At 74.1% G+C, this 13,399-nt stretch carries 12 protein-coding genes and 1 pseudogene; 10 read left to right on the top strand and 3 right to left on the bottom strand.

The features are described 5' to 3' along the window. Window positions 1–54: 54 nt before the first annotated feature. Window positions 55–1,467, bottom strand: coding sequence for a TrkH family potassium uptake protein (locus ACOJUI_RS13250; protein ID WP_422115413.1), 1,413 nt, complete (start codon window positions 1,465–1,467; stop codon window positions 55–57). 134 nt (window positions 1,468–1,601) lie between these two features. On the opposite strand from ACOJUI_RS13250, the gene ACOJUI_RS13245 reads away from it, so the two are divergent. The 4 genes from ACOJUI_RS13245 (at window position 1,602) to ACOJUI_RS13230 (ending at window position 6,674) form a co-directional block, all read left to right on the top strand. Further along, window positions 1,602–2,873, top strand: coding sequence for an acetoin utilization protein AcuC (locus ACOJUI_RS13245; RefSeq protein ID WP_422115412.1), 1,272 nt, complete (start codon window positions 1,602–1,604; stop codon window positions 2,871–2,873). Between the two features lie 68 nt (window positions 2,874–2,941). Further along, entirely contained in the window at window positions 2,942–4,696 is a 1,755-nt protein-coding gene (locus ACOJUI_RS13240; RefSeq protein WP_422115411.1) for a dynamin family protein, read from the top strand. After that, window positions 4,693–6,393 carry a GTPase gene (locus ACOJUI_RS13235; protein ID WP_422115410.1) on the top strand — a complete coding sequence of 567 codons (1,701 nt, stop codon included), beginning with the start codon at window positions 4,693–4,695 and terminating at the stop codon, window positions 6,391–6,393. Before ACOJUI_RS13240 ends, ACOJUI_RS13235 begins: the two co-directional genes overlap by 4 nt. A gap of 182 nt (window positions 6,394–6,575) precedes the next feature. Further along, window positions 6,576–6,674, top strand: coding sequence for a 30S ribosomal protein bS22 (locus ACOJUI_RS13230; RefSeq protein ID WP_019174583.1), 99 nt, complete (start codon window positions 6,576–6,578; stop codon window positions 6,672–6,674). A 102-nt stretch (window positions 6,675–6,776) separates the two neighbouring features. Here the strand turns inward: ACOJUI_RS13230 and ACOJUI_RS13225 are convergent, their stop codons facing one another. Further along, window positions 6,777–7,082: a glutaredoxin family protein gene (locus ACOJUI_RS13225; RefSeq protein WP_422115409.1), complete on the bottom strand. Its 306-nt coding sequence runs from the start codon at window positions 7,080–7,082 to the stop codon at window positions 6,777–6,779. Window positions 7,083–7,184: 102 nt separating this feature from the next. Beyond that, window positions 7,185–7,715: a YceI family protein gene (locus ACOJUI_RS13220; RefSeq protein ID WP_422115408.1), complete on the bottom strand. Its 531-nt coding sequence runs from the start codon at window positions 7,713–7,715 to the stop codon at window positions 7,185–7,187. Window positions 7,716–7,840: 125 nt separating this feature from the next. Here ACOJUI_RS13220 and ACOJUI_RS13215 point away from each other — a divergent pair, with 125 nt between their 5' ends. The 6 genes and pseudogenes from ACOJUI_RS13215 (at window position 7,841) to ccsB (ending at window position 13,370) form a co-directional block, all read left to right on the top strand. After that, entirely contained in the window at window positions 7,841–8,374 is a 534-nt protein-coding gene (locus tag ACOJUI_RS13215; RefSeq protein ID WP_422115407.1) for a MarR family winged helix-turn-helix transcriptional regulator, read from the top strand. Between the two features lie 114 nt (window positions 8,375–8,488). Continuing rightward, a pseudogene (locus ACOJUI_RS13210) lies at window positions 8,489–9,135 on the top strand (histidine phosphatase family protein). Next, window positions 9,132–9,728 carry a TlpA family protein disulfide reductase gene (locus tag ACOJUI_RS13205; RefSeq protein ID WP_422115406.1) on the top strand — a complete coding sequence of 199 codons (597 nt, stop codon included), beginning with the start codon at window positions 9,132–9,134 and terminating at the stop codon, window positions 9,726–9,728. Before ACOJUI_RS13210 ends, ACOJUI_RS13205 begins: the two are co-directional and overlap by 4 nt. Then, a complete protein-coding gene (locus ACOJUI_RS13200) occupies window positions 9,725–10,537 on the top strand; it encodes a cytochrome c biogenesis CcdA family protein (protein WP_422115405.1) in 813 nt (270 codons plus the stop codon). The genes ACOJUI_RS13205 and ACOJUI_RS13200 overlap by 4 nt, the downstream gene beginning before the upstream one ends. Further along, the gene (resB, locus tag ACOJUI_RS13195) at window positions 10,537–12,282 is read left to right on the top strand and encodes a cytochrome c biogenesis protein ResB (protein WP_422115404.1); all 1,746 of its coding nucleotides are present in this window, start codon (window positions 10,537–10,539) and stop codon (window positions 12,280–12,282) included. The genes ACOJUI_RS13200 and resB overlap by 1 nt, the downstream gene beginning before the upstream one ends. Then, window positions 12,279–13,370, top strand: coding sequence for a c-type cytochrome biogenesis protein CcsB (gene ccsB, locus ACOJUI_RS13190; RefSeq protein WP_422115403.1), 1,092 nt, complete (start codon window positions 12,279–12,281; stop codon window positions 13,368–13,370). The genes resB and ccsB overlap by 4 nt, the downstream gene beginning before the upstream one ends. The last annotated feature ends 29 nt before the right edge of the window (window positions 13,371–13,399 follow it).

Genomic DNA, 13,399 nt, shown 5'->3' with positions numbered 1-13,399 from the left:
GGCTCGCGGGCCGTCCGCGGGCTGGGCGGGCACAGTCTATGGGCGGCGCCGCGGTCAGCCGACGATCGGCCGCTCCTGCGGCAGCTGCACCATCCGCACCCGGGACCGCACCGCGAGCGCCGCCCCCAGCGTCATCGGCCCCAGCCGCCCCACGTACATGCAGGCGATCAGCACCCACTTCGCCTCGGTGGGCAGCAGGGCGGTGATCCCGGTGGTCAGACCCACCGTGCCGAAGGCGGACAGCGCCTCGAACAAGGTCTGGTCCAGGGTGAACGGGGTCATCCGCAGCAGCAGGAACGTCGCTGCGAACACCATGGTGGCGCTCATGACCAGCACCCCGATGGCCTGGCGGATGGTCTCGTGGGGGATCCGCCGCCCGAAGGCCTCCACGTCCGGGTTGCCGCGGATCTCGGCCCAGATCGAGAGCATCAGCAGGGCGAACGTCGTCACCCGGATGCCGCCCGCGGTGGAGCCGGAGCCGCCGCCGATGAACATCAGCACATCGGTCAGCAGGCGCGACTCGGCGGTCATCTGACCCGGGTCGAGGGTCGAGAAGCCGCCCGAGCGGGGCATCACGCTCGCGAAGCCGGCGGCGAGGAGCTTGGTGCCCAGCGGTTGGTCGCCGAGGGTCGAGGGGTTCGACCACTCCATCAGCAGGTATCCCGCGAACCCCGCCATCAGCAGCAGCGCGGTCGTGGACAGGGTGAGCTTGGCGTGCAGGCTCCACTTGCGGGGTGTGCGCAGCTTGCGCACCATCACCAGGATCACCGGGAAGCCGAGCGAGCCCACCAGCACCGCCAGACCGATCGGGATCGAGAAGAACGGGTCGCCGAGGTACTGCTCGGTGCCGATCGCCTCGGGCACGAAGCCGGCGTTGTTGAAGGCGCTGATCGCATAGAACAGCCCCAGGAACAGCGACTCCGCGATGCCGTGGTCGGTGATGACCATGTACGGGGTCAGCGCCACGAAGGTCGCCGCCTCGAAGGCGGTCGAGGTGATGAGGATGATCCGCAGCACCCCGCCGACCTCCGCGAGCCGCTCGGCCCGGGTCTCCTGGGCGGTGATCACCCGCTGCGCGAGACCCAGCCGGTGCATCACCGACAGGCTCAGCAGGGAGGCGACGGTCATCAGGCCCAGGCCGCCCAGCTTCATCGCGACCATGATCACCGTCAGCCCGAAGCCGGACCAGTGGGTGCCGGTCTCGACCGTCACCAGGCCGGTCACGCAGATCGCGGAGACCGCGGTGAACAGGGCGTCGACCAGGGCGGTGCGCTCCCCGTCGGCGGTGGCCGCGGGCAGCGACAGCAGGGCCGTGAACACCACGATCAGCAGCGTGAACACGCCCAGGGCGATGCGCGCCGGGGTGGGGGTCAGCAGCGTCCGCCACCCGCCGCGCCGGCTGGAGGAGCGGCGCCGGGCAGCGGAGGGATGCGCGCGCCGGGTGGCGCTCGATGCGCGATCGATCATCGCGTCCCTCGTCTCCGCTCGGGCGACCGGCGGTCGCATCCGCGGCAGTCTACGACCGCGCACGGCCCGGGGCGGGCCCGAGCGGCATCCGCACCGGGCCCGGGCGCCCTGCGCGCGCTGGGTACGCTTCCCCCATGTCCGCCGATGCGCTCCGCCCCGCCCCCGCCCCGCCGGCAGGCGGACCCGCCGCCGGCGTCGGCATCGTCTGGGACGAGGCGCTGTGCGAGTACGACTTCGGGCCCTACCACCCGATGGCGCCGGTCCGGCTGTCCCTGACCCATCAGCTGGCCCGCAGCGCCGGACTGCTGGAGCGGCCCGGGGTGCAGATCCTCCCGGCCCCGGTCGCGACGGACCAGCAGCTCGCGCAGGTCCACGAGGGGAGCTTCATCGCGGCCGTCAGGCACGCCTCCGAGGCGGCCGACGAGCTCACCGCCGAGCAGTACGGCGAGCTGATCCGTCACGGCATCGGCGGCGACGACGTCCCGCCCTTCCCCGGCATGCACACCGCCTCCGCCCGGATCGTGGGCGGCGCCCTCGCCGCGGTCGACGCGATCGTCCAGGGCCGGCTGCGCCGGGCGGTGCACTTCGCGGGCGGCCTCCACCACGCCAAGCCCGCCAGCGCCTCCGGCTTCTGCGTCTACAACGACGCCGCCCTCGCGGTGCGCCGCGCCCTGGACACGGGCGAGGAACGGGTGATGTACGTGGACCTCGACGTCCATCACGGCGACGGCGTGGAGCGGGCGCTGTGGAACGAGCCGCGCGCGATCACCCTGTCCGTGCACCAGAGCGGCGAGCACCTCTTCCCCGGCTCCGGGTTCGTGCAGGACAGCGGCGGCCCCGACGCGCCGGGCACCGCGATCAACGTGCCGCTGCCGCCGCGCACCACCGCCGACGGCTGGGTGCGCGCGATCCGCGCCACGGTGCCCGCGCTGGTGCGGGCGGTGCGGCCCACGCTGCTGGTCACCCAGCACGGCGCCGACACCCACCGCAGGGACCCGCTGGCCGACTTCTCGGTGACCCTCGAGGCGCACCGGGAGGCGATGCTGCTGATGCGGGAGCTTGCCGAGGAGGTGTGCGGGGGGCGCTGGCTGGCGCTCGGCGGCGGCGGCTACGCGGTGGTCGACGTGGTGCCGCGCTCCTGGGCGCAGCTGATCGCCGTCGCCACCGGCGAGCCGCTGGACCCGGCCGCCGCGCTGCCCGCCGACTACCTCGCGGCCGCCGCCGCGGCGCGCACCGCCCACGGCCTCTCCCCGGAGCCCGGGATCCTCACCTACGGCGACGGCACCCCGCTCGCGGTCCGGGACTGGGAGCAGGGCTTCGACCCCGAGAGCGCGCTGGACCGCTCGGTCCAGGCCGCGCGCCGCGCCGCCTTCCCCGAGTGGGGCCTGGACCCGTTCCTGGACTGAGCGACCTGCCACAATGGCGCCTGACGGCCTCGGGACCGGGGCCGGGCAGCCGAGGATCCGGAGGAGCCATGACCGCACCGACCACCGCGGTGCTCGAGTCCTTCGCGGCCCATCTGCGCGAGCTCGAGCTGCCGCTGCCCGTCGAGGGCGCCGAGGCGGCCCGCCACGAGGCCCGGGCCGCCCTGTCCCAGCTCGGGGACCACGTGATCCCGCGCCTGGAATCCCTCGACGCCCCGCTGCTGGTGGTCGTCGGCGGCTCCACCGGCGCCGGCAAGTCCACCCTCGTCAACGCCCTGGTGGGGGACGTGGTCAGCCGCTCCGGCGCGATCCGCCCCACCACCCGTCGGCCGGTGCTGCTGCACCACCCCTCCGAACAGGCATGGTTCACCGGCAGCCGCATCCTGCCGGGACTGGCGCGCGTGCACGCCGGCGGCGCGGGTGACCGCGAGGCCCCCGGCGCCGGGGACACCACCGGCGACCTCGACCCCGCCACCAGCCTCGAGCTGCACGCCGACGCGCGGGTCCCGCCGGGCCTGGCCCTGCTGGACGCCCCCGACATCGACTCGGTCGCGATCGGCAACCGGGAGCTCTCCCGGCAGCTGCTGCGCGCCGCGGACCTGTGGCTGTTCATCACCACCGCCAACCGCTACGCCGATGCCGTGCCCTGGGAGGTGCTGCGCACCGCTGGCGAGCGCGACGTCCGCGTCGACGTGGTCATGAACCGCATCCCCGAGCGCGAGGGGGTGGCCGCGGAGCTCGCCGAGGACCTCCGGGCCCTGCTCGAGAGGAACGGCATCGAGATCGAACGCCTGTTCCTCGTCCCCGAGACCGAGCTCGACGAGCGGGGCATGCTGCCGCCCGCGGCGATCGCCGAGCTGCGCGAGCACTTCGTGCGCCTCGCGGCCGACGGCGAGGGGCGCGCCCGCCTCGCCCGCCGCACCCTGGCCGGCGCGGTCGACGCCCTGGCCGGCTCGGCCCGCACGATCGCCGAGCACGCCGCGGCCCACGACGCCGAGCGCCAGCGACTGCGCGAGGAGGCCATCGGCGCCTTCGCCGGCTCGCGGGAGCGGATCGACGCGGCTCTCGGCGACGGCTCGCTGCTGCGCGGCGAGGTGCTCGCCCGCTGGCAGGACGTGGTGGGCACCGGGGAGTTCTTCCGCGGCGTGGAGACCATGGTCACGCGGCTGCGCGACCGCATCGGGCAGGTCATCAGCGGCCGGCCGGCGCCCGCCGTGGCCGCCGAGCAGGAGCTCGGCACCGGCCTCGTGCAGGTGGTGATCGAGGAGACCGCCCGCGGCGCCGAGCGGGCCGACGCCGCCTGGCGCGCCACCCCCGCCGGCCGCCGGCTCGCCGAGGGCCAGGACCTCTCCCGGCTCCCCGACGGGTTCGCCGAGGAGGTCTCGGCCGAGATCCGCGCCTGGCAGGGCGACGTGCTCGAACTGGTGCGCGCCGAGGGCGCCGACCGCCGCACCAGGGCGCGCCTGATGTCGCTCGGCGTGAACGCCGTGGGCGTCGCCCTGATGGTGGTCGTCTTCGCCTCCACCGCCTTCATCCCCACCGGGCTCGAGGTCGGCGCCGGCGCCGCGACCGCAGTGGTCGGCCAGAAGCTGCTGGAGACGATCTTCGGCGACGAGGCCGTGCGCCGGATGGCCGCCGTGGCCCGACAGCGCCTGACCACCCGCCTCGACGTCCTGGTCGCCGACCGCTCCGGCCCCTTCCTGGACCTGCTCGACGCCCTCGGCGAGGTCGGCACCGGCCAGCTGCTGGCCGCGGACGCCGAGGCGCTGGCCGGGCTCGCCCACCAGATCCGGGAGGCCGCGTGAGCCCGCTGCTGAGCCGCTCCGCCCCGCAGCCCGCGCCGCTGCTGGAGCGCCTCGACGCCCTCGAGCGCGCCACCGAGGCCCTGGACGGGGTCGCCCCCGGCGCCGAGGTGGAGGCGGCGCGGGCGCTGATCGAGCGGATCGACCGTCGCCGCGCCCTCTCCGCCGAGCACACCGTGATCGGTCTCTTCGGCGCCACCGGCTCCGGCAAGTCGTCCCTGCTGAACGCCCTGGTGGGCACCGAGATCTCGCGGGCGGCCGTGCGCCGCCCCACCACCGCCCGACCGGTCGCCGCGGTGCTCGGGGAGGTCGGCAGCGACGCCCTGCTGGACTGGCTCGAGGTGGAGGACCGCCATCTGCTCGACGGCACCGGCGCCGTCCTCGCGCAGGCCGCCGCCGCTCCCGCCCGCGGTCGCCGCGCCCGCCGCTCCCGCGACGAGGGCGGCGACGGTCCGCCGGGGATCGTGCTGCTGGACCTGCCGGACCTCGACTCCGTCGAGCGCGGCAACCGCGCCGTCGCCGAGCGGATGACCGGCCTGGTCGACGTGATCGTGTGGGTCACGGACCCGCAGAAGTACGCCGACGCCGTGCTCCACCAGGAGTTCGTCCGGCCCTTCGCGGGCCACGACGCCGTCACCGTGCTGGTCCTGAACCAGCTCGACCGGATCCGCGAGGACGAGCGCACCGGGGTGCTCGCCTCGCTCGAGGGCATCGCCCGGGCCGACGGACTGGACCGGGCCCCGGTGTTCGCGACCTCGGCGAGCACCGGGGAGGGCCTCGACGAGCTGCGCGGTCACCTGCTCGCGATCGCCCGCGGTCGGGAGGCGATCGCCGCCCGGCAGCGGGCCGACGTGCGCGCGGCGGCCGCGGCGCTGCGGGCCGCGGCGGACCCCACCGGGCTCGCCCTGGACGCCGCTCCGGCCGAGGTCGACGCCCTGGTCGAGGATCTCGCCACCGCCGCCCGGGTGGAGCCGGTGGCGCGCGCGGTCGGCGCCTCGTACCGGTATCGGGCCGCCGGCCGGGTGGGCTGGCCGCCGCTGCGCTGGCTGCGGCGGGTGCGCCCGGATCCGCTGGGCCGGCTCGGCATCGGCCGCGGGCGGGACGGCGAGGGGCTCGAGCGCACCTCGCTGCCCGAGCCCGACGCCGCCGCCCGGGCCCGCGCCGCCGGCGGGGTGCGCCGCTTCGCCGATGCCGCTTCCGCCGGCGGCAGCGACCCCTGGCGGGCCGCCGTGCGCGCCGCCGCCCGCTCCCGGGAGGACCAGCTGCCCGATGCGCTCGACCAGGCCGTCGCCCGCGCCGACCTGCGGGCCCGGTCCACGTCCTGGTGGTGGCCGGTGCTCGACGTGCTGCAGTGGCTGGCCCTGCTGACCTGGGTGGTGGGGCTGGGGTGGCTGGTGCTGAACGCGGCCCTGGCCTTCTTCGGCGTCCCCCCGCCGCCGATGCCGATGATCCGGGAGCTGTGGATCCCGGTCCCGCTGCCCACGGCCCTGGTGGTGCTGGGGATCGGGGTGGGGATCCTGATCGGCGTGGCCGGGGGCCTCCTCGCGGCGATGACCGGGGCGTGGCAGCGCCGTCGGGCGCGCCGGGTGCTGCGGGCCCGGGTGCGGGAGATCGCCCGCGAGCACGTCGTCGCCCCGGTCGAGGGCGAGCTGGCCCGGGCCGCGGAGGCTGCGAGGGATCTCGCACTCGCGCACGGCTAGTCCTGCGCGAAGACGTGTAGCATGGCTGGTCGACCGTGGCGTCGGGCCCGCACGGTGCGTCTGCGCACCGGGGGAGTCCGGTGGATCACCACCGGAGGACCCTTGTGCAGTCTCCGCGGGCCGCGCATACCTGATCCGCTGCACCATCCCGCAGGCTCGTGCCTGCAGAACAGAGGCAACCTATGGGTTCTGTCGTCAAGAAGCGACGCAAGCGCATGTCCAAGAAGAAGCACCGCAAGCTGCTTCGGAAGACTCGCCACCAGCGTCGCAACAAGAAGTGAGCACTGCGTGACATGCAACGGCCCCCGCCCAGTGGCGGGGGCCGTTGCACGTCCGACGGCGGCCGCGCGGCACCGCCCGGCGGGACCGCGCGGCGCCGGGGCTCAGGCGCGGCCGGTCAGGCGCCGCCAGAGCGGGCGCCGACGCAGGGCGGCGCGCAGCTGCTCGGCCTCCACGCGGTACTTCGCATGGACCTTCCCGTCGACGATGATCACCGGCACGTCGTAGTCCCAGTCGGCGCGCAGGCGCTCGTCCTGGTCGATGTCCAACACCTCCACGGTGGAGCCGGCCCGGTCCGCCTCGGCCTGCACCACCGGCAGCGCGTCCTCGCACAGGTGGCAGCCCTCGCGGGTGAGGAACAGGATCCGGGCATCCGGATCGGCGGCCTGGGGGATGTGGGGCGTGGTCATGGGGGGCACCTTATCGACTGCGGGGACGACGACGGGCCGCCCGCGCGGTGCGGACGGCCCGTCGGTCCCAGGCGGCGCGCAGGCGCCGACGGGGGAGGGGGATCAGGCGGCGGCCGGAGCCGTGAACTCGGCCTCGATCGCGATCTTGACCTCGTCGGCGACCAGCACGCCGCCGGCCTCGAGAGCGGCGTTCCAGGTCAGGCCGAAGTCCTTGCGGGAGATCTTGGTCTCGCCGGTGAAGCCCGCGCGGTAGACGCCGAAGGGATCGGTGGCGGCGCCCTCGTAGGTGAAGTCCAGGACCACCGGGCGGGTGATGTCGCGGATGGTGAGGTCGCCGGTGAGCTTCTCGCCCTCGAGCCCGGTCGAGACGAAGGTGATCGCGGGGAACTGCTCGGCGTCGAAGAAGTCGGCGCTGCGCAGGTGGTTGTCGCGGTCCGCGTTGGCGGTGGTGATCGAGGCGGTCTGCAGGGTGGCCTCGAACTTCAGGTCCTCGCCGCCCTCGGCGACGGTGAGCGCGCCCTCGACCTCGGGGAACTGGCCGCGGGCCTTGGAGATGCCGGCGTGGCGCACGGTGAAGCTGGCCGAGGTGTGGGCGGGGTCGAGGGTCCAGGTGCCGGGGGTGAGGTCGCTCATGGGAAATCTCCTTGGAAGAATCGGAAGGGCGCGGGGATCGGGATGACCACCGCTCTCTTGCTTGAAATCTAAACTAGAGTGCGGGAGGATGGCAAGTGCCGAACGACGAGACGAGGGAGAACGTGATGGATCACACAGCAACGAGCGCGGGGACGACGCAGCGCGTCCCCGAGGAGGCCGTGGCCTCCCGGCCCGAGGACCTCTGGCTGACCCGGACGGAACAGACCGCCTGGCGCAGCTTCCTGTACGCGACCACCCTGCTCACCGACCGCCTCACCGAGGCGCTGCAGGCCGATCCGGAGATCGACCTGACCCTGGGGGAGTACGAGATCCTGGTGCGCCTGAGCGAGGCCGAGGGCCGGTTCCTGCGCATGTCGGAGCTCGCCGACAAGGTCGTCCACTCCCGCTCGCGACTGACCCACACCATCACCCGGATGGAGAAGCGCGGACTGGTGGAGCGGGTGCGCTGCTCCTCCGACGGACGCGGCCGCCAGGCCCAGCTCACCCCCGCCGGGGTGGCGCTGCTGGAGAGGGCGGCCCCGACCCATGTGCGCTCCGTGCGCGAGCTGCTGCTGGACGTCGTCGGCCATGACGACTTCCTCGAGCTCGGCCGCATCCTGGGCAGGGCCGTCGCCGCGGACGCACCGGTCACCGTCTGATGTCCGGCGCCTCACGTGCGCACCCCGGACCCCGCCGATCCCGAGGTTCGATTGGTACCGTGAGGCGGCTCGGCGCGCGCCCGCAGCGCCACCGCGGAAGAGGAACTGTCACCCATGACCACCACCACGGTCCATCTCGTCCGTCATGGCGAGGTGCACAACCCGGAGCGCATCCTGTATGGACGCCTGCCCGGGTACCGGCTCAGCGACCGTGGTGAGCAGATGGCGCAGAAGGTCGGCGGGCACCTCGCCGAGGCCGACATCGCCCTGGTCCGCTCCTCCCCGATGCTGCGCGCCCAGCAGACCGCCGCCCCGATCGCCGCCCCCCACGACCTGACCGTGAGCACCGATCAGCGCCTGATCGAATCCGGCAACCACTTCGAGGGCCACCGCATGGGCCACGGCGAGGCGAAGCTCAGCGACCCGCGCAACTGGCGCTGGTTCCTCAACCCGCTGCGGCCCTCCTGGGGGAGCCGTACCGGGAGCAGGTCGCCCGGGTGGTCGCCGCGGTGCAGGACGCCCGCGCCGCGGCCGAGGGCCGGGAGGCGGTGCTGGTGCTGCACCAGCTGCCGATCTGGGTCACCCGCCGCAGCGCCGAGGGCAAGCCCCTGTTCCACGACCCCCGCCGGCGCCAGTGCGGGCTGTGCTCGGTCACCAGCCTGCGCTTCGACGGCGCCGCCCTGAGCGGTGTCGACTACGCCGAGCCCGCCGCCGCGCTCTACGCCGGGGCGGTCGACGCCACCGGAGGACAGCTGACGTGAGCCCTGCGTCCTTCCCGGCCCGACCCTCGCGGCGCGGCCTGCTCGCCGCCGCCGGCTCCCTGCCGGCAGCGCTGCTGCTGGGTGCCTGCGGCACCGACACCTCGGACCGCTACGAGTCCGGGTACGTCTCCGGCGACGGCGTGGCCACCGAGATCGCCGCCGCCGACCGCGCCGAGCCGCTCGAGTTCTCCGGCACCACCTACGAGGGCGAGGAGTTCGCCGCCGCCGATCAGCGCGGGACGGTGCTGGTGCTGAACGTCTGGTACGCCTCCTGCCCGCCCTGCCGCAAGGAGGCGCCGGACCTGCAGGCCCTCCACGAGGAGTTCGCCGAGCAGGACGTGCACTTCCTCGGCATCAACGTGCGCGACGCCGCCGGCCCCGCCCAGGCCTTCGAGGAGACCTACGGAATCACCTACCCCTCGCTGCCGGACACCGATGCCGAGATCATGTACGCCCTGCGCGGCCAGGTCGCGCCCAATGCCGTGCCCTCCACGCTGGTGCTGGACCGGGAGGGACGGGTCGCCGCCCGCATCTCCGGCGCCGCGGACCCCTCCGTGCTGCGCGCGATGATCGACACGGTGGTCGCCGAATGATCGACGCCGACGTCGGCGCGGCCTTCCAGGCCACCGCCCTGTCCGGATCCCTGCTGCTGGCGGTCGCCGTGGCCGCCGCCGCGGGACTGGTCGCCTTCCTCTCGCCCTGCGTGCTGCCGGTGGTGCCCGGCTACCTCGGCTACGTCTCCGGGCTGGCCGGCCAGGGCGCCGTCGGCCAGGGGGCGGGCACGCCCGCCCGGGGCCGCCGCCCCCGCCCCGCCACCGGCCGCATGCTCGCCGGCTCCCTGCTGTTCGTCGCCGGCTTCGCCGTGGTGTTCATGGTCCTGGGCGGCTTCGCCGGGGCCGTGGGCTACCTGCTCCAGGAGTACAGCCTGTGGATCAACCGCGTCGCCGGCGCCGTCGTGATCCTGATGGGCCTGGTCTTCATGGGCGTCTTCCCGGGTCTGGGTGCGAACCGTCCACTCTCCAGCAAGCGCCCCGACGCGGGCCTGCTCGGCGCGCCCCTGATGGGGCTGATCTTCGGGCTGAGCTGGACGCCGTGCATCGGCCCCACCTATGCGGCCATCGTCGCGCTGTCGCTGGACGGCGGCGGGAGCGGCGCCGCGCTGCGCGGCGGGATCCTGGCGCTGGCCTACTCGCTGGGACTGGGCATCCCCTTCGTCCTGTTCGCGCTGCTGTTCGAGCGAGCGCTGGGAGTCAGCCGGAAGCTCGCGGCCCATCGGCGCACCATCGGGCTGCTCTCCGGCGCCCTGCTGATCGCCATCGGCGTGATGCTGATGACCGGGGTGTGGTCGGAGCTGATGAGCGGCCTGCAAGGACTGATCGCGACCTTCGAGCCGGTGGTGTGATGAGAGAGAACATCCCTCGGGGACCCGAGGCGACGGGACGGGCGGCCGGGACGACCGACGCCCCCGTCCCCGCCCCGACCGGGGCCGATGCGGGCGGGACCTGGAGCAGCAAGCGCGAGCTCGACGGCGCGGGCCCCGTGGAGGCCCCGGCCCTGGGGCTGCGCGGCACGCTGCTGTTCCTCTGGCGTCAGCTGACCAGCATGCAGACCGCCCTGATCCTGCTGATGCTGCTGGCGATCGCCGCGGTGCCCGGCTCCCTGTACCCGCAGCGGTCCGTCAACCCCGCCCTGACCGACCAGTTCCTCGAGGAGAACGGCCGCTGGGGCGAGATCCTCGACGCCGCGGGCTTCTTCGACGTCTTCTCCTCGCCCTGGTTCTCCGCGATCTACCTGCTGCTGTTCATCTCGCTGATCGGCTGCATCGTCCCCCGCGTCGGCGTGCACCTGCGCCAGCTGCGCGCGAAGCCGCCGCGGACCCCCTCCCGCCTGACCCGCTTCACCGGCCACACCCGGATCGAGCTGCCCGGGGCCGACCCCGACGCGCTGCTGGAGGAGGCCCACCGCTCGCTGCGCCGCTCCCGGTACCGCACCGAGGTGCGCGAGGAGCAGGGCTCCCGCTCCGTCAGCGCCGAGCGCGGACTGCTGCGGGAGACGGGCAACCTGGCCTTCCACATCGCCCTGGTCGGGGTGCTGATCTGCATCGCCGGCGGGCAGATGACCAGCTACCGCGGCCAGATCACGGTGGTCGAGGGCTCCGGCTTCTCCAACTCCCTGACCCAGTACGACTCCTTCGAGTCCGGGGCCTGGTTCGACGAGACCGAGATGCCCCCCTTCCGCTTCACCCTCGAGGACTTCCGCGCCACCTACGTCCAGCCCGGCGAGTCCGGCAACGTCGGCGAGCCGCGCTCCTTCGAGGCCGACGTGCGGGTCACCACCCCCGGAGAGCAGCAGTCCGAGCACACCGTGGAGGTCAACCGGCCGCTGCGCGTGGACGGCGCCTCCATGTACCTGCTGGGCAACGGCTACGCCCCCGAGGTCACCGTCACCGACCCCGAGGGGACCGTGGTCGCCGAGGGCCCGGTGATCACGGTGCCGATGGGCGATGTCGGCTACAGCTCCCAGCTGGTGATCAAGGCCCCCGACGCCCGCCCCGAGCAGACCGCCGTGGTCGGCTTCTTCCTGCCCACCGGCACCATCGACGAGCTGGGACCGCGCTCGCTGTACCCCGACGCGCTGGACCCCCAGCTCGCGCTCACCGCCCACCAGGGCGACCTGGGCCTGGACTCCGGGATCCCGCAGAACGCCTACGAGGTCGACGTCTCCACCCTCACCCCGGTCGCCGGCGAGGACGGCACCCCGGTGCTGATGCGGCTCTACCCCGGACAGGAGTTCGAGCTGCCCGACGGCACCACCGTCAGCTTCGACGGCCTGCGCCGCTACGCGGCCTTCGACATCGCCCACAACCCCTTCGAGCCGTGGATCCTGGTCAGCGCGCTCACCGCCGTGGGCGGGCTGATCCTCTCCCTGTTCGTGCCCAGACGGCGGATGTGGGTGCGGGTGCGCGGCACCGGCGACGGGGCGGTGCTGGAGGTCGCGGGCCTGGCCCGCAGCGACGACCCGGCCCTGGAGGACGACGTGAAGGCACTGGCCGCCGCCCTGTCGGGACAGCAGGATGGGGCAGGCCGCCCCGCTCATCACCGGCCGGGGACGGCCACCGAGGACACCACCGAAGGAAGTGCACCGTGATTGATCAGCAGCTGGCGGGGATCTCGAACCTCGCGCTCGTGGTGACGATCGTGCTCTACGTGCTCGCCCTGATCGGCTTCGCCGCCGATCTCGCGTCCACCGCGCAGCGCCGCAGCGACGAGCGGCTCGCCGCCCGGGAGCGCCTGCAGGCGCGGGCGCAGCAGCCCCGCACCGTCGCCGCCGGGCGCGGACCGTCGACCGCCGCGGACGTCCCCGGCGCGGGCGCTGCCGGCGCGTCCCCCGCGACGGGCTCGTCGGCCGCCGGGAGCGATGATCCGGCGCCGGCCGCCGGCGGCCTGAGCGCGCAGCGGTTCGCGTTCATCCTGACCTGCGCGGCGACCGTGCTGCACCTGGTGGGGGTGGCGACGCGCGCCGCCGCCACCCAGCGCGTGCCCTGGGCCAACATGTACGAGTTCGCCACCACCAGCACCGCCGTGGTGATGGTGGCGTTCCTGGTCTTCTGCATCAAGCGCACCGAGCTGCGGTCGCTGGGCACCTTCGTGATCGGCCCGGTGCTGCTGGTCCTGCTGCTGGCCCAGACCCTCTGGATCGTGCCCGCCGCCGCCCTGACCCCGAGCCTGCAGAACTCCCACTGGATGGTCATCCACATCGGCGTCGCGATCATCGCCACCGCCCTGTCGATCCTGGGCGCCGTGGTGGCCTCCCTGCAGCTGCTCCAGGCCCGCCACGAGCGCGCCCTGGTGGAGGCGGTCGAGTCCGGCGAGGAGCACCCCGAGCACTGGGGACGCTTCGGCCATGTGCTGGACCGCCTGCCCGCCTCGACCGTGCTGGAGGCCCTGAGCTTCCGCATCCACTCGGTGGCCTTCGTGTGCTGGACCTTCACCCTCATCTTCGGCGCGATCTGGGCCCGCGACGCCTGGGGCCGCTTCTGGGGCTGGGACCCCAAGGAGGTGTGGACCTTCATCATCTGGGTGATCTACGCCGCCTACCTGCACGCCCGGGCCACCGGCGGCTTCCGCGGCAGCCGCGCCGCCGGGCTCGCCCTGGCCGGCTTCGTCGCCGTGGTCTTCAACTACACCATCGTCAACACCGTGATCAACGGTCTGCACTCCTACTCGGGGCTCTGAGCAGACCGCACGGCGCGAGCTGACCGCGC

Origin of the sequence: Brachybacterium sp. UNK5269, assembly GCF_049266655.1 — a bacterium.
Lineage (GTDB): Bacteria > Actinomycetota > Actinomycetes > Actinomycetales > Dermabacteraceae > Brachybacterium.
The sequence above is the reverse complement of the archived record's forward strand: the minus strand, read 5'-3'. Positions and strand labels throughout refer to the sequence as shown.